The organism is Methylobacterium gossipiicola, from assembly GCF_900113485.1.
Taxonomy (GTDB): domain Bacteria; phylum Pseudomonadota; class Alphaproteobacteria; order Rhizobiales; family Beijerinckiaceae; genus Methylobacterium; species Methylobacterium gossipiicola.
Genome location: NZ_FOPM01000020.1, coordinates 59999 through 75696, shown reverse-complemented (window position 1 = coordinate 75696; position 15698 = coordinate 59999). Strand labels below are relative to the sequence as shown.

The following is a 15698-nucleotide window of genomic DNA, read 5'->3' as shown; positions in this document are numbered from 1 at the left end:
CGCGCGTGCTGCAGGATGACGAGGCTGCCAAGGTCGTCGACCTCGGCCGACGGTTCTGTCGGATCGTCCGCAGCCGCTGCGGCGGCGGGCTGGCCATGCCCAGCATCGCCCCCGCCTTCGACGCTTGGCTGTCCGACGCCCGTGCCTGCGGTGTGCGGGTGGTCGAGAGCTTCGCCATCACCCTCGCTCAGGATGCAGCCGCTGTTCGTGCCGGCCTTCGCCTGCCTTGGAGCAGCGGACAGGCCGAGGGGCAGGTCAACCGCCTCAAGCTCCTCAACCGCACCATGTACGGCCGCGCCAAGCTCGACCTCCTGCGCCGACGCTTCCTCCTCGCAGCATGATCCACCAAACCTGGCAATGAACCCCCAAGCGTCATAGGGAAGTCCGGTGCGCGACGCGAGGCACGACACCAGGACATCGAAAGATTCGCCCCGGATCCCATCGCGTGCGAGCGACAGCGGATCTGTCAAGTCCACAATCCGTTCGCCGGCACCTGTGGATACCCTTGGCGGTTCGACCGAATTTACGGGGATCGCGATGATGGCCGAGCGCCGGACAAGGCAGACGACCTCATGACCGCGTGACACCAGAGCGCGCACGGTCGCCCGGCCAATGGTGCCCGTTGCCCCCAGGACAAGGACTCGCCGCGCTTTCCCGCGATTCGATCGATCTGCGGTCATGGTCCATCCAGCCGGCGATTCGCCATCCATGCTCGCCGGCGGCGATTACGGGGCATGACGCGCCGCCGCTCCGATGAGTTTACCGCTCTGGATCTAACGGGCCAGCCATCCCCTGGGTGATTCGCTTGGGACGGCGGATGCAGCTCTGCTGTCAGGAGCAGCAAGTCATTGGGTCGACGCGCTCCCCGCGTACGTCGTGGACGCGCTCGGGGCCATCTGCGCCGATCTCGGGATGGACAGTGTGTAGCCTGAGACGAGCGACTGGCTTACACGCTTAAGCAAGCCGGCCCCCCATCGGCGAAACGCCTTTGCCGGACATGGTTCGCTGGGCAGGTAGGTCCCTCCCCTCCGACGCTGAAAGTTGGCGCGGGACGACGTCAGTCTGCTGCGAGGCAAGCCGGCTTGGGATGTGCCCCGTCCCATACAGCAAGCTTTCTCAATTCGATTCCGTTTCGGTACCCACGCCCCCCTGACCCGTAAGGCACTGGAAATAAAAAGAAAGGCGCGCGGATCGCTCCACACGCCTTCGCCTCAAACGCAGCTTTATGCCGTTTTAATAGTCAGAAACACCGCGAAAAACGAAATGTTATGCTGCTCGTCATGACAAATAGAAAGTCGTGATAGTCATGAGCACCCCGTCGTGCCACCGCAGGTGTCGCACTTCAAACATGTACCGTTCCGCACGAGCGTGAAGTTCGCACATTCTGGGCAGGCTTCGCCGACATAGCCTTTCATCTTCGCTTCCGCGCGGCGGTCCGAGACCGTGCGCTCGGGCTTGGCGAAGGGCAGCGCCTCGATCAGGGGTTCGGCGAGGCCGGCCTGGGCCGGCTCCGCCTTGAGGGCCGTTGCGCCGCGCAGGGCATGGACTACGCCGCCGGCCGGGGCCGTGACGCCGGTGTTCGCCGCACCGACACCCGTCGTCGCGCCGGCAGGGCCACCCTGGATCAGGGTCAGGCGGTCGGCCGAGCCGCGCAGGAGGCCGCGCGAAACCACGTTGGCGGCCACCGGTTCGGGCCGGTCCTCGCGGGCCCCCTCCCCTTCGCCCTTGCCCATCACGGTGTTGCCGATGTCGGACGGATCGACATGGGCAAGATCCATGCGGCCGAGATACGAGATCGCGAGTTCGCGGAACACGTAGTCGAGGATCGAGGTGGCGTTCTTGATGGCGTCGTTGCCCTGCACGAAGCCCGCCGGCTCGAAGCGGGTGAAGGTGAAGGCGTCGACGTATTCCTCCATGGGCACGCCGTACTGGAGGCCGATGGAGATCGCGATGGCGAAGTTGTTCATCAAGCTTCGGAAGGCCGCGCCCTCCTTGTGCATGTCGATGAAGATCTCGCCGATGCGGCCGTCATGGTATTCCCCCGTGCGGAGATAGACCTTGTGACCGCCGACCACGGCCTTCTGGGTGTAGCCCTTGCGCCGGTCGGGGAGCTTCTCGCGCGACCGGATACGCTCGACGCGCTCGATGACCCGCTCCACCACCTTCTCGGCGAGCTGGGCGGCCTTGGCGGTGGCGGGGGCCGCCACCAGGGCTTCCACCGCCTCCTCGGCCTCGTCCGCCTCGTCGGCGATGAGGGCGGAATTCAGGGGCTGCGACAGCTTCGAGCCGTCGCGGTAGAGGGCGTTGGCCTTGAGCGCCAGGGTCCAGGACAGGCGGTAGGCGTTCTTGCAATCCTCCACCGTGGCGTCGTTGGGCATATTGATGGTCTTGGAGATGGCGCCCGAGATGAACGGCTGGGCCGCCGCCATCATGCGGATGTGGCTCTCCACCGAGAGGTAGCGCTTGCCGATGCGGCCGCACGGGTTGGCGCAATCGAACACCGCGTAGTGTTCTTGCTTGAGGAAGGGGGCTCCCTCCAGCGTCATCGCCCCGCAGATATGGGTGTTGGCCGCCTCGATGTCCTTCTTCGAGAAGCCCAGGAACGGCAGGATCTCGAAGGTCGGATCGGCGAGCTTTTCGGAGGGCACCTTGAGGATTTCGGTGAGGAAGTCGTCGCCGAGGGTCCAGCGGTTGAACACGAACTTGATGTCGAACGCCGATTTCAGGCCGGCTTCCACGGCCGCGATCTTCTCGTCCGTGAAGCCCTTGGCCCTGAGCGATCCGGCGTTGATGGCCGGCGCCTGCCCCATGGAGCCGTGGCCCACCGCGTAGGCCTCGATCTCGGCGATCTCCGATTCGCGGTAGCCCAGCGTCCGCAGGGCATCCGGCACGGCGCGGTTGATGATCTTGAAGTATCCGCCGCCGGCGAGCTTCTTGAACTTTACGAGGGCAAAGTCGGGCTCGATGCCCGTCGTGTCGCAATCCATCACGAGGCCGATGGTGCCCGTCGGCGCGATGACGGTCGCCTGGGCATTCCGGTAGCCGTGCTCCTCGCCGAGGGCGAGGGCGCGGTCCCAGGCGAGGCGGGCGCGCTCACCCAGATCTGCCTGCGGGATGTTGGCGTGGTCGAGGGGGACCGGCGCGATGGACAGGAACTCGTAGCCCCCCGCCTCGCCATGCGCCGCGCGGCGGTGGTTGCGGATCACCTTGAGCATGGCGTCGGCGTTCTCCTCGTAGGCCGGGAAGGCCCCGAGTTCGCCGGCCATCTCGGCCGAGGTGGCATAGGCGACACCCGTCATGATCGCCGTCAGCGAGCCGGCGAGCGCCCGACCGGCGTCGGAATCATAGGGCAAGCCCATGCTCATGAGCAGGCCGCCGATATTGGCGTAGCCGAGGCCGAGCGTCCGGTAGCGGAACGAGAGTTCGGCGATCTCCTTCGACGGGAACTGCGCCATCATCACCGAGATCTCGAGGACCACCGTCCAGAGGCGGTTGAGGTGCTCGAAGCTGGCGACGTCGAAGTGGTTCGAGGCGCGGTCGTACATGGTCAGCAGGTTGGCGCTGGCCAGGTTGCAGGCGGTGTCGTCGAGGAACATGTACTCCGAGCACGGGTTCGAGGCGCGGATGCGCCCGCCCGCCGGGCAGGTGTGCCAGTCGTTCATCGTGGTGTTGAAGTGCAGGCCCGGATCGGCGGAGGCCCAGGCGGCCTCACCGATCTTCTCCCAGAGATCGCGGGCCTTGAGCGTCTTCGTCGTCTTGCCCGTGGTACGGGCCTTCAGCTCCCAATCGGCATCCGATTCCACGGCGCGTAAGAAGTCGTCGGTCAGCGACACGGAGTTGTTGGAGTTCTGGCCCGCCACCGTGAGGTAGGCCTCCGAATCCCAGTCGGTGTCGTAGACGGGGAACTCGATCTTGGTGAAGCCCTGGCGGGCGAACTGGATCACCCGCTTGGTGTAGGAATCCGGCACCATGTCCTTGCGGGCGGCCTTCACGGCCTTCTTGAGGACGGGGTTGCGCTCGGGGTCGAAGCAGGCGTCGCCCTCCGCCTCGCACTGGGTGCAGGCCTTCATCACGGCGGTGAGGTGCTTGGAGACGATCTTGGAGCCCGTCACCAGGGCGGCGACCTTCTGCTCCTCCTTCACCTTCCAGTCGATATAGGCCTCGATATCCGGGTGATCGATGTCGACGATGACCATCTTGGCGGCGCGGCGCGTGGTGCCGCCCGACTTGATGGCGCCCGCCGCCCGGTCGCCGATCTTGAGGAACGACATCAGACCCGACGAACGGCCGCCGCCGCCGAGCTTCTCGTTCTCGCCGCGCAGCATGGAGAAGTTCGAGCCGGTGCCCGAGCCGTACTTGAACAGGCGCGCCTCGCGGACCCACAGGTCCATGATGCCGCCCTCGTTCACGAGGTCGTCCTGGACGCCTTGGATGAAGCAGGCGTGGGGCTGCGGGTGCTCGTAGCTCGAGGCCGACTTCGTCAGCGCGCCGGTGCGATAATCGACGTAGTAATGGCCCTGCGCCGGACCGTCGATGCCGTAGGCCCAGTGCAGGCCGGTGTTGAACCATTGCGGCGAGTTCGGCGCCACCATCTGGCGGGCGAGCATGAAGCGCAGCTCGTCGAGGAACGCGCTGGCATCCTCCTCGGACGAGAAGTAACCGCCCTTCCAGCCCCAATAGGTCCAGCAGCCGGCCAGGCGATCGAACACCTGCGTCGAGGAGGTCTCCGAAACGTAGCGTTCGGCCTCGGGCAGCGCGTCGAGGGCGGCGAGATCGGCCTCCGAACGCCACAGGAACGACGGAACGTCGTTCTCCTCCACCTTTTTCAGGCGGGCGGGCACGCCGGCCTTACGAAAGTACTTCTGGGCCAGCACGTCGCTGGCGACCTGGCTCCAGCTCTCGGGGACCTCGATGCCCTCGAGGCGGAACACCACCGAGCCGTCCGGATTGCGGATCTCGCTCAGGGTCTTGCGGAAGGGAATCGTTGCGTAGGGGGATTGTCCGGCCGTGGTGAGGCGCCGCTCGAACCGCATGAAACCTGTCTCCCGCCCGCTGGCGACGTTGGCGGCCCGGCGCGACGCCGGACCCTGTCCTGAAAGTGTCGGCTCGCCTCGACCGGACATGCGCTCGCAACCGCCCGCGAGGCGCCGGTCTGGTCAGACGAGAAAGCTGAGCCGCTGAAGGATCGGATCGCTCCGGCGACGTCCAAACGCTAGCGCGTCCGGTGGGCTCACGTCAATAACTTGTGTGCGCTGGCTATGTTCCTGACTAGATGTTGTGTCGGCGGCCTTAATCCTGTGGACGACACGCACTTTCCGATAAGTGCGTCTTGGGGCTTTCGGAATCGCCGCGAGGAATCGTGCGCCGCACAGGTTTCGCGCACGCTTTGGCGACCGGCCGCATGGTTAACGGGCGCGCCCTGTGACATTCCGGGCTCAGCCACGCCCCGTGGCTGGACACCATGGCCTCACGTCACCATAGTCCCGCCCAATGACGGCGGTGGGCGGGAATGCCCCTTTCAGGCGAACGCGATGGCTCTCAAGGACACGCTCCTGCGGATCTTCACCTGGTGGAACGGGCAGACGATGTCGCTTGCCCTCTACACGGCTCGCCGCGGACAACGGGTCGGAACAGACGAGGCCGGCAACACCTATTATCGCGCGCAAGGGCCCCTCATCGACCGCTCCGTCGGCGCCGAGCGGCGCTGGGTGGTCTATAACGGCTACGCCGATGCCTCGAAGGTGCCGCCCGGCTGGCGCTCCTGGCTGTGCCACAACGGCGACGTGCCGCCGAGCGAAGAGGCCTACACGCCGCGCACGTGGCAGAAGCCTCACGTGGAGAACCTGACCGGGACCTGGGGGGCCTATCGGCCCAAGGGGTCGCAGCTCAGCACCGGCCAGCGCCCCGCCGCCACGGGCGATTACGCCCCCTGGACCCCGGGGAACTGAGCCCGACCAGACGAATCGCCGGCACCGGCCCTTTTTCCACCAATGTTGCGCCCTTAAACGCGGGGCGCGTCGCCCTTCGTCCAACGGCGCGTTGTCCAAGGGAGCGAGCCGTGAGCCGCAACATCGCACGGATTTCGCGAAACGCCGGCCTCGTCGCCCTGGCCTTGGGCCTGAGCGCGCTGCCCGCTCAGGCCGACAAGATCAAGAATCCCACGGCGGTGTTCTCCGGCCTCGACAAGATCACCGGCCGCATCGTGTCGTTCGAGGTGGCCGTCGACGAGACCGTGCAGTTCGGCGCGCTCCAGCTCACCCCGCGCGTGTGCTACAGCCGCCCTCCCACCGAGAGCCCGAAGACCACGGCCTTTCTCGAGGTCGACGAAGTCACCCTCGACAGCAAGTATCGCCGCATCTTCACCGGCTGGATGTTCGCCGCGAGCCCTGGGCTGCATGCCATCGAGCACCCGATCTACGACGTTTGGCTCGTGGATTGTAAGGGCGGGGCCGAGGTCATCGCCGAGGCCAAGGAGCAGGAGGACGTGCCCGTGGCGGCGGCGAAGCCCGAGAAGTCGCGGCGCCAGCGCGGCGGGGGCGACGCGACCCGCACGGCCCAGCAGGTCAATCCCAACGGGCAGGTGGATGTCGAGGCCCCGCGCGGCGTGCCGGTTCAGCCGAAGCAGAAGCCCTCGCGAAAGTTCTTCCCGTCGAACGAGGGCCCGGCCCCGGCCCCGCCGCCCCAGCCGCAGAACCTGTTCGACGCGCTGTTCCGATAGGATCCCGGGCGTTCGGAGGGATCGGACTCGGCCCGATGCCACCAAGGGAACGACTCCTTTGAAACCCCATCAGAGGGCCGCGAGGGCCTTGGCTCCGGGGATCGGCACGTCCAGCGGCCAGACGTCCCAATCGGCCGGGTGAGCGATGGCCTCGGCGAGGCGCCGCTTGTAGACGTGGCGCGGCACCTCCTCGGCGCCGAACTGTGCCAAGTGATCGGTGATGAACTGAGTGTCGGCGAGGCGGTAGCCGCCGGCGCGCAGGCGGGCGACGAGGTGGACGAGGGCGACCTTCGAGGCGTCCCGCACCGTATGAAACATGCTCTCGCCGAAGAAGGCGGCGCCGAGGGAGACGCCGTAGAGCCCCCCCACCAACCGGCCATCCAGATAGACTTCCACCGTATGGGCGTGGCCCGCGTCGAACAGGGCACCGTAGAGCTCGCGGATGCGGCCGTTGATCCAGGTCCGCTGGGCGTCGCGGCGCGGGGCGGCGCAACCCGCGATCACCCCGTCGAAATCCTGATCCACCTTCACGGTGAACCCGTCCGCCCGAACCGTGCGGGCGAGGCGCTTGGCGACGTGGAACCCGTCGAGGGGCAGGATGCCGCGTGCTTTCGGTTCGACCCAGTAGATCGTCGGATCGTCGGCATCCTCCGCCATGGGGAAGATGCCGGCCGCATAGGCTTTGAGCAAAATCTCGGGCGTGATGTCCACGCGGTCGGCGTCATGCATGATGCGGAGTGTGGCGTGGCGGCGGCCCGAAGGCCAGGGCGGAAGCCATGCCCCGCCCCCTCGAAAACGTAAAACGGCGAAGCCGTGAGGCCTCGCCGTCCCTCAACGTCGGGGTGAGACGGGGATCAGAATTCCGGGCCGCCCGAGGTGGTGCCGAGGTTGGGCACATTGCGGTTGGTCAGCTCTGCGTTGCCACCCTTGGCCGAGTCTACCACGACGGCCGTCCCGTTCGAGGGCAACGGCCGGGCGATGCTGCCCGTCACGTCGAGATCGATCAGGCCGGTATCGGCATTGCGGTACGCGCCGCGGACGGACGGATTGTCGAGGGGGCCGCGGGTGGTGTTGCCGGCCTGCGGCACGGCCCGCTCGGGCTGGCCGACATTGCCGGAGGGGGACTGGGCGAGGGCACCGCCGACGGTGAGGAGAAGAGCGGCGGCGGCAGTGATGACGGAACGCATGGGGGTCTTTCGAAATGCTCTGACGGGATATCCGGCTGGGACGGGGCGGTGAGCGCCCCGGCGGAAGTTTCGCTTCCATCCGGTGTGTCAGGGAAAGTCGATTGCGCGCAATCCGTTCCTCGGGGACGTACGCCGGCAAAGCAGAATGTGCGGCAGCGCACAATGCCGATGCCGCACGTGCGAAGGCGTGTCATGACAAAGGCCGGTCCTTGCGGGACCGACCTCCGATTTGGGCATCGATGGGAAGCGTTAGCGGGCGGGGCCGCCCGAGGTGTTGCCGGTGTTCGGCACAGCGCGTTCATTCTGCTGGGCATTGCCACCCTTGGCCGACTCGACGGAGCCGACCCCCGGTGAGACGCCGCCCTCCCCCGCGGGCATCGCGCCGCTGGCGCGGGCCGGGGCCATGTCGCGACTCGACGGATTGTCGAGGGGGCCGCCCGTGGTGTTGCCGGCCTGCGGTACGGCCCGTTCGGGTTGGCCGACATTGCCGGAGGACGACTGCGCCAGGGCGGAGCCGGTGAGCAGGGCGGAGATGAGCAGAGCGGACGTCAGACGCATGGGGAAATCCTAGGGCGATGCCGCTCCGGAACGATCCGCCGGAAGCAGCTTCGCTGAGCAACGAGCGCCGCCCCGTCCCGTTCCGCCCCAACGCCTTACGGCTCGTCGAGACCGCCTTCCGCCAGGAATTTCTCCAGCCAGTGGATGTCATAGGCGCCGTTCTGCACGTCGGCATTGCGGACCAGGGTCCGGAACAGCGGCAGCGTCGTGTCGACCCCGTCGACCACGAACTCGTCGAGGGCGCGGCGCAGGCGCATGAGGCACTCGTTGCGGGTCCGCCCATGCACGATGAGTTTGCCGATGAGCGAATCGTAGTTCGGCGGGATGCGATAGCCCTGGAACGCCGCCGAATCGACGCGCACGCCGAGGCCACCGGGCGGATGAAAATACGTGATGAGGCCAGGCGAGGGCCGGAAGGTCGCCGGGTGCTCGGCGTTGATCCGGCACTCGATGGCGTGGCCGGAGACGACGATGTCGTCCTGGCTGACCGACAGGGGCAGTCCGGCGGCGACCCGGATCTGCTCGTTCACGAGGTCGATCCCGGTGATCATCTCGGTGACCGGATGTTCGACCTGGATACGGGTGTTCATCTCGATGAAGTAGAACCGCCCGTCCTCGTAGAGGAACTCCACGGTGCCGGCCCCGAGATATTGCAACTCCTGCATGGCGCGGGCGCAGATTCCGCCGATCTCGGCGCGCATATCGGCGTTGAGGGCCGGCGAACCGCCCTCCTCCCAGACCTTCTGGTGGCGGCGCTGCAGGGAGCAATCGCGCTCGGCCAGATGCACGGCGTTGCCGCGTCCGTCGCCCAGCACCTGAATCTCGATGTGGCGCGGCTTCTCGAGATACTTCTCGAGATAAACCGCGTCGTCCCCGAAGGCGGCCTTGGCCTCCTGGCGGGCCATGCCGAGGGCGGTCTCGAGGTCGGCTTCCGTGCGCGCCACCTTCATGCCGCGCCCGCCGCCGCCGGAGGCGGCCTTAACCAGCACCGGGTAACCGATCTCGGCGGCGATGCGCTTGGCCTCGATGGGGTCTTCGACCCCGCCCTCGGAGCCCGGCACGCACGGAATGCCGAGGCGTTTCGCCGTGCGCTTGGCCTCGATCTTGTCGCCCATGATGCGGATATGCTCGGCCTTGGGGCCGATGAACCCGATCTGGTGATGGGCCAGCACTTCCGCGAAGCGCGCATTCTCCGATAGGAAGCCGTAGCCGGGATGCACGGCGTCGGCGCCCGTGATTTCACAGGCCGCGATGATGGACGGGATATTGAGGTAGCTGTCGCGGGCGGCGGGTGGGCCGATGCACACGCTCTCGTCGGCCAGTCGCACGTGCATCGCGTCGGCATCGGCCGTGGAATGGACGGCGACGGTCGCGATCCCGAGTTCCTTGGCCGCGCGCAGGATGCGCAGGGCGATCTCGCCCCGGTTGGCGATCAGGATCTTGTCGAACATGATGCCTCGATCCTCACTCGATGACGAGGAGGGGTTCGCCGAACTCGACGGGTTGGCCGTCCTCGACGAAGATGGCCGTGACGGTGCCGGCGCGCGGCGCCACGATTTCGTTGAAGGTCTTCATCGCCTCGATGAGGAGGAGCTTCTCGCCGGCCTCCACCTTCGCGCCGACATCGACGAACACCTTGGCGTCCGGCGACGGCCGGCGATACGCGGTGCCGACCATGGGCGACGGCACGGCGCCGGGATTGCCGGCGCCCGCCCGGGTCCGCTCGGGCACGGTGCCGGGACCGGCGACGGGCTGAGGCGCAGGCGCCACGGCGGCGAGCGCCGGGGCGGGGGCCGCCATCTGGACATGGACCGGCTCGATCCGGCGGACGACGCGGATGCGCAGATCCCCCTTCTCGACCTCGATCTCGGTGAGATCCGTCTCGGTGACCAGCTGGGCGAGTTCACGCACGAGCTCCGGATCGAAGGGATCGTTCTTGGACATCGGCTCCTTGGGCATCGGCTCGGTCGTCGTCAGGCTGGAAGTGTCGGTCCGGGACGCGTTATGTCCCGGCATGGGGGCGGGTCAGCAATTGGCGTGGCCGCACTGGCGGACATCGCCGATGGTCTTGCGGATCGGATCGACGCCGACGGCGCCGGGAATCACCTCGTCGCCGATGATGAAGGCCGGGGTGCCGGAGAGGCCGAGCTTGTCGCCGAGCGTCATGTTCTCGGAGAGCGCGGCCTTTACCTCGGGTCCCTGGGCGTCCTTGGCAAGGCGTGCCGTGTCGAGGCCCATCTCCTTGGCCACCGCCAGGGCGCGCTCGCCCGTTACCCGACCCTTCGTCTCCAAGAGCTTGACGTGGAAGTCGAACATCTTGTCGGCCTTCAGCTGCTGCTTGGCCGCGAGGGCGAGCTTGCTGGCCTCGAGGGATTCGGCCCCGAGCACGGGGAAATCACGGAGCACCACCTTCAGCTTCGGATCGCCCTTGATCAGGGCCTGAATGTCGCCGAGTGCCTTGCGGCAATAGCCGCAATTGTAGTCGAAGAACTCCACCAAAGTGACGTCGCCGGTCGGATTGCCGGCCACCACGCCGTGGGGCGAATTGTGCAGGGCCTCGCGGGATTCCTTCAAGGCGGCGGCCTGAGCCAGCTTCTGGGTCTCCTGGGCCCGCTTCTCGCCCTCGGCGATGGCCTCCTGCAGCACGTCCGGATTCTTGACGAGGTAATCCTTGACGATGGCCTCGATGGCCTGGCGCTGGGTGTCGGAGAAGACCGGCGCCGACGTCGCCGGGGCGGGCGTATCCTGCGGGGTCGTCTGCGCCAGGGCGGCCGAAGCCCCGAACAGGACGGCGGTGGAGAGAAGGGACCGGAGCAGGGGCATGCGTCCTCGCGGGAGCGCGACCACGGGAAACGCGGCCGGGCGAAAAAGATCGTGCACGTCGGAGCGTGCGTCTATGGGCGGGGTTAGGCGTTTTCGCGGCGGCCGGTCAATCTCGCAACGGCGCGACGGCGGGCGATTCCGTCCGGGGCCGAACCACCGTAGAACGCCGCCATGACGCTTCGCTCTCCCCCCGCCCCGCCCCGATCGTCCCGCCGCGCGGAGCGGGTGGCGCCCTTCCTCGCCATGGACGTGATGTCGGCCGCCGCCGCCCGAGAGGCGCGTGGCGAGGGTGTCATTCATATGGAGGTGGGCCAGCCCTCGGCCCCGGCTCCCCGCGCCGTGATCGCGGCGGCACAGGCGGCGCTTGCCGGAGGCGCCCTGCCCTACACCCAGGCCCTCGGCCTTCCGGCCTTGCGGCAGCGCATCGCCCGGCACTATGCCGAGACCCACGGCGTGGCGGTGTCGCCCGAGCGCATCGTGGTCACCACCGGCTCGTCGGCGGGCTTCATCCTCGCCTTTCTCGGCCTGTTCGACGCGGGCGCCAGGGTCGCGGTGCCGCAGCCGGGCTACCCTGCCTATCGCAGCATCTTGAACGCCCTCGACCTCGTGCCCACCCCCCTGCCCCTGGCGGAGGCGGATCGCTACGCGCCCACCAGCGCGGGTCTGCGCGCGCTCCATGCGGAGACGCCCCTGTCCGGCGTGCTGGTGATGAGCCCGGCAAACCCCTCCGGCACGGTGATCGCCCCCGAGCGCCTCGCCGATCTCTGTGCCACGGCCCGCGCCCTCGGGCTCCACTTCATCTCCGACGAGATCTATCACGGTCTGAGCTACGGCGTGCCCACCGACACCGCCCTGCGCTACGAGCCGGATGCCGTCGTCATCAATTCGTTCTCGAAGACGTGGTGCATGACCGGCTGGCGCATCGGCTGGATGGTGGTGCCGGATTGGCTGGTTCGGCCCGTCGAGCGCCTCGCCCAGAACCTGTTCATCTCGGCGCCCTACCTATCGCAGGTCGCGGCCGTGGCGGCGTTCGACGCCGTGGAGGAGGTCGAGGCCGTGCGCGCCGGCTACGCGGCGAATCGCGCCCTCCTGCTCGAGGCGTTTCCCGGTCTCGGCCTCGGGCGCACGCATCCGGCGGACGGCGCGTTCTACCTCTACACCGATGTTTCCGACCTCACCGACGACGCGGCCGGCTTCTGCCGCCGGATGCTCGACGAGGCCGGCGTGGCGGCGACACCGGGGCTGGATTTCGATGCCGTGGCGGGGCACCACCATGTCCGGTTCTCGTTCGCGGGCTCGCAGGCCGATTGCGTCGACGCCGTGCGGCGCCTGACGATGTGGCTGCGCTGATGCGAGCGGACCTCACCTACGCCATCGGGGATATTCACGGCTGCGCCGGTGCCCTGTCGCGGCTCCTCGCCCGCATCGACACGCACCGGTCAGGCGCAGCGCGCCGCCTCGTGTTCCTCGGCGATTACATCGACCGTGGTCCCGACAGCGCCGGCGTGATCGCGACCCTGCGCGCCCTCCAGGTCGCCGAGCCGGATCGCGTCACCTGCCTCATGGGCAATCACGAAAGCATGATGCTCGACGCCTACCGTGGCGGGTTCGGCACCACGTCCTGGCTCGAGAATGGCGGGCGCGCGACCCTGCGTTCCTTCGGAACGCCCGACCCGCAGGCCCTGCCGCGTGACGCCCTCGCCTGGATCTCCGCCCTCCCCACCGTCTGGGAAGATGCGCGCCGCTACTATGTCCATGCCGGTTTCCGGCCCGGTCGACCCGGCATCGATCCCGATCCCGAGACCCACCTGTGGATCCGCGAGCCGTTCCTGTCGGCGGATTACGATTTCGGCCGTCACGTCGTGCACGGCCACACGCCGCAACGCAGCGGCCGGCCGGATCTGCGTGCCCACCGCACCAACCTCGACACGGCCTGCGTCTACGGCGCCACCCTCACGGCGGGGGTGTTCACGGATGCGCAGGGGCCGCCGGTGGAGATTCTGCAGGTTCCGGCGGAGGTCTGATCCGGACCCTGCCGAATCGGCGGGGCCGTCCGGCGCCCGAGCGGAGCCGAGATCAGCCGTGTCTGGCGGCTTTCGCGCCAGGGTCCGCCGCCTTCAGGGCCTTCCAGGCGTTCGGCTGGGCGACGAGGGCCCTGAGCGCCACGGTGTTGGCCGCCGCCTCTTCGGGCGAGAGGTCCTGGCGGGAAACCGCCTCGGCTTCCGCGAACTTGCCCTTCAGGCCGTAGACCAGGGCGAGGTTCTGGCGCACCCGGGCGTCGGCCCGGGGTTGGGCGGCGGCGCGCCGCAGGACCGCTTCGGCATCGTCGAGGCGCTTGCCCAGGGCATAGGACAGGCCGAGATTCGAGAGGATCGTCGGATCCTCGGGCTGGATCTTCAGGGCAGCCTCGTAGAGTCCCTGGGCGCGGGCATGGTCGCCGAGCTGGTCGGCCACGGCGCCCTGCGCCGAGAGCACGCGCCAATCGGGCTGGGCCGCCGTATGGGCGTTCTGAAGCACGTCCTCGGCTTCGGCGAAGCGACCGACCTCGGCCAGACTCTTGCCGTAGGCGGCGAGCACGGCGGTGTTCTTCGGGTTGCGCAGGGCGGCCTGCTGCAGCACCGCCACGGCCTGGGGGCGCTGATCCGTGGCCCGCAGGGCCTGGGCGTACCGCATGGCTAGGGGAAGGTCGTTCGGGTCCGCTGCGTAGCGTTCGCCCATGGCATCGACGTCGCGGCGCGTGACCACGTTCGTCGGTGCGCGCCCGAAGCTCGGCAGCGTGAGGCCGCCGAGGGAGCCCGTCGTCGCCGGGCCATCTTTACGATTGCAGGCGGTGGCCAGCAGCGCCACGACGGTGATGCCGAAGAGGCGCTTGAGATTCCGCGACGATTCGAAACGCGGCCCGACCATGACGACTCCGCCGACTGCACGTGACCCGACCTTGCTTCACGCTGCCGGTGGGGCGGTGATAGACCGTTAACCCTAACCATCGGTTAAGTCCGTCCCGTACGAGGAACCCGACCCTGTCCCGACTCATCGATTCCGCGCCCGACCTCGCATCCGCCATTTCCATCGTCTGCGTCGCCCCGGCGGATTGGGCGGCGGTGGAAGCGGGCCTCGCTCCACATGAAGCGGCCTATGCCCGGGCCACGGGCTTCGCTCCGAAAGCTGGACGCCTCGCCCTGGTGCCGGCCGCCGATGGACGACTCGGGCGCGTCCTGTTCGGCCTCGGGGAGGCCGGACCGAACCGCGACCGCCTACTCATCGGAAAATTGCCCGCCGCCCTGCCGGCTGGCCTTTACCGCCTCGACGGGACGGGCTTCGACGGTGCCGATGCCGCCCTCGCCTGGCTCCTCGGCAGCTACCGCTTCACCCGCTACCGCGCCGCCGGCGCCGCCTTGCCGACCCTCGTGGCACCCGCGGGCGTGGATGCCGCGGCGGTCACCCGCATCGCCGAGGCGGTGGCCCTGGGGCGCGACCTCGTCAACACCCCGGCCAACGACCTCGGCCCCGCCGAGATCGAGGCCGCGATCCGCCACCTCGCCGAAATCCACGGCGCCGCCGTCACGGTGACCAGCGGCGACGCCCTCGCCAAGGATTTTCCCCTCGTCCATACGGTGGGCGCCGCCTCGCCCCGCGCCCCCCGCCTCATCGACCTCACCTGGGGCGATCCCTCGGCGCCCCGCGTCACCCTGGTGGGCAAGGGCGTGGTGTTCGACACCGGCGGCCTCGACATCAAACCGTCGAGCGGCATGCTGCTGATGAAGAAGGACATGGGCGGGGCCGCAGCGGCGCTCGCCGCCGCCGCCATGGTGATGGGCTCGGGGCTCCGCCTGCGCCTGCGCCTCATCGTGCCGGCGGTGGAGAATGCGATCTCGGGCGCCGCCTTCCGCCCCGGCGACGTGATCCGCAGCCGCGCCGGCCTCACCGTCGAGATCGGCAACACCGATGCGGAAGGCCGCCTCATCCTGGCCGATGCCCTCGCCCTGGCGGATGCCGAGAAGCCCGATCTGCTCATCGATTTCGCGACGCTGACCGGCGCTGCCCGCGTCGCCCTCGGCCCCGATCTGCCGGCCTTCTTCACGGAGGACGAGGCGCTTGCCGCTGCCGTCGCCGAGGTGGGCCAAACCGTGGCCGATCCGGTTTGGCGCCTGCCCCTGCACGCGCCCTATGCGGGCATGCTCGATTCGAAGGTCGCCGACCTCAACAATGCGCCGGGCGGCTCCTTCGCGGGGGCGATCACGGCGGCGTTGTTCCTGCGCCGTTTCGCCCCCGCCACCCGAGCGCATCTGCACTTCGATCTCTACGGCTGGAACCCGTCGACGAAGCCGGGGCGGCCGGAGGGCGGCGAGGTGCAGACGGCCCGCCTCGTCCATGCCCTGTTGGCGAACCGATACCCGGCGGCCGGTTGACCG

Annotated in this window: 14 protein-coding genes and 1 pseudogene; 6 read left to right on the top strand and 9 right to left on the bottom strand. The window is 68.3% G+C overall.

What is annotated here, in order from left to right; all coding sequences use genetic code 11:
- A partial coding sequence (locus BM249_RS16245; protein WP_143103784.1) for a transposase occupies positions 1-341 on the top strand: 341 nt, incomplete at its 5' end.
- A 27-nt stretch (positions 342-368) separates the two neighbouring features.
- Here the strand turns inward: BM249_RS16245 and BM249_RS16240 are convergent.
- Both BM249_RS16240 and BM249_RS16235 read right to left on the bottom strand, forming a co-directional pair.
- Positions 369-680, bottom strand: a pseudogene (locus BM249_RS16240) (NAD-dependent epimerase/dehydratase family protein); the annotation flags it as partial.
- Between the two features lie 624 nt (positions 681-1304).
- Entirely contained in the window at positions 1305-5033 is a 3729-nt protein-coding gene (locus BM249_RS16235) for a vitamin B12-dependent ribonucleotide reductase (RefSeq protein ID WP_091973944.1), read from the bottom strand.
- 498 nt (positions 5034-5531) lie between these two features.
- On the opposite strand from BM249_RS16235, the gene BM249_RS16230 reads away from it, so the two are divergent.
- Together BM249_RS16230 and BM249_RS16225 are read left to right on the top strand one after the other, a co-directional pair.
- Positions 5532-5948, top strand: a complete 417-nt coding sequence (locus BM249_RS16230) for an NADH:ubiquinone oxidoreductase subunit NDUFA12 (RefSeq protein ID WP_091973941.1) — start codon at positions 5532-5534, stop codon at positions 5946-5948.
- Positions 5949-6058: 110 nt separating this feature from the next.
- Positions 6059-6718 carry a DUF2155 domain-containing protein gene (locus BM249_RS16225; RefSeq protein WP_177232436.1) on the top strand — a complete coding sequence of 220 codons (660 nt, stop codon included), beginning with the start codon at positions 6059-6061 and terminating at the stop codon, positions 6716-6718.
- 69 nt (positions 6719-6787) lie between these two features.
- On the opposite strand, the gene aat is transcribed toward BM249_RS16225, so the two are convergent.
- From aat to BM249_RS16195, 6 genes are all read right to left on the bottom strand, one after another.
- Entirely contained in the window at positions 6788-7447 is a 660-nt protein-coding gene (gene aat, locus BM249_RS16220; RefSeq protein ID WP_091973938.1) for a leucyl/phenylalanyl-tRNA--protein transferase, read from the bottom strand.
- A gap of 125 nt (positions 7448-7572) precedes the next feature.
- Positions 7573-7905, bottom strand: coding sequence for a hypothetical protein (locus BM249_RS16215; RefSeq protein ID WP_091973935.1), 333 nt, complete (start codon positions 7903-7905; stop codon positions 7573-7575).
- 249 nt (positions 7906-8154) lie between these two features.
- The gene (locus tag BM249_RS16210) at positions 8155-8463 is read right to left on the bottom strand and encodes a hypothetical protein (protein ID WP_091973932.1); all 309 of its coding nucleotides are present in this window, start codon (positions 8461-8463) and stop codon (positions 8155-8157) included.
- 95 nt (positions 8464-8558) lie between these two features.
- Positions 8559-9914 (bottom strand): acetyl-CoA carboxylase biotin carboxylase subunit, encoded by a 1356-nt coding sequence (gene accC / locus BM249_RS16205; RefSeq protein ID WP_091973929.1) that lies wholly within the window; start codon positions 9912-9914, stop codon positions 8559-8561.
- Between the two features lie 13 nt (positions 9915-9927).
- The gene (accB, locus tag BM249_RS16200; RefSeq protein ID WP_091973979.1) at positions 9928-10407 is read right to left on the bottom strand and encodes an acetyl-CoA carboxylase biotin carboxyl carrier protein; all 480 of its coding nucleotides are present in this window, start codon (positions 10405-10407) and stop codon (positions 9928-9930) included.
- 81 nt (positions 10408-10488) lie between these two features.
- The gene (locus BM249_RS16195; protein ID WP_091973926.1) at positions 10489-11286 is read right to left on the bottom strand and encodes a DsbA family protein; all 798 of its coding nucleotides are present in this window, start codon (positions 11284-11286) and stop codon (positions 10489-10491) included.
- A 171-nt stretch (positions 11287-11457) separates the two neighbouring features.
- On the opposite strand from BM249_RS16195, the gene BM249_RS16190 reads away from it, so the two are divergent.
- Positions 11458-12636 (top strand): pyridoxal phosphate-dependent aminotransferase, encoded by a 1179-nt coding sequence (locus BM249_RS16190; protein ID WP_091973923.1) that lies wholly within the window; start codon positions 11458-11460, stop codon positions 12634-12636.
- Positions 12636-13310, top strand: a complete 675-nt coding sequence (locus BM249_RS16185) for a metallophosphoesterase family protein (protein ID WP_091973920.1) — start codon at positions 12636-12638, stop codon at positions 13308-13310. The genes BM249_RS16190 and BM249_RS16185 overlap by 1 nt, the downstream gene beginning before the upstream one ends.
- 52 nt (positions 13311-13362) lie before the next feature.
- On the opposite strand, the gene BM249_RS16180 is transcribed toward BM249_RS16185, so the two are convergent.
- Positions 13363-14193, bottom strand: coding sequence for a tetratricopeptide repeat protein (locus BM249_RS16180; RefSeq protein ID WP_091973918.1), 831 nt, complete (start codon positions 14191-14193; stop codon positions 13363-13365).
- 125 nt (positions 14194-14318) lie between these two features.
- On the opposite strand from BM249_RS16180, the gene BM249_RS16175 reads away from it, so the two are divergent.
- Entirely contained in the window at positions 14319-15695 is a 1377-nt protein-coding gene (locus BM249_RS16175) for a leucyl aminopeptidase family protein (RefSeq protein WP_091973915.1), read from the top strand.
- Positions 15696-15698 lie beyond the last annotated feature (3 nt).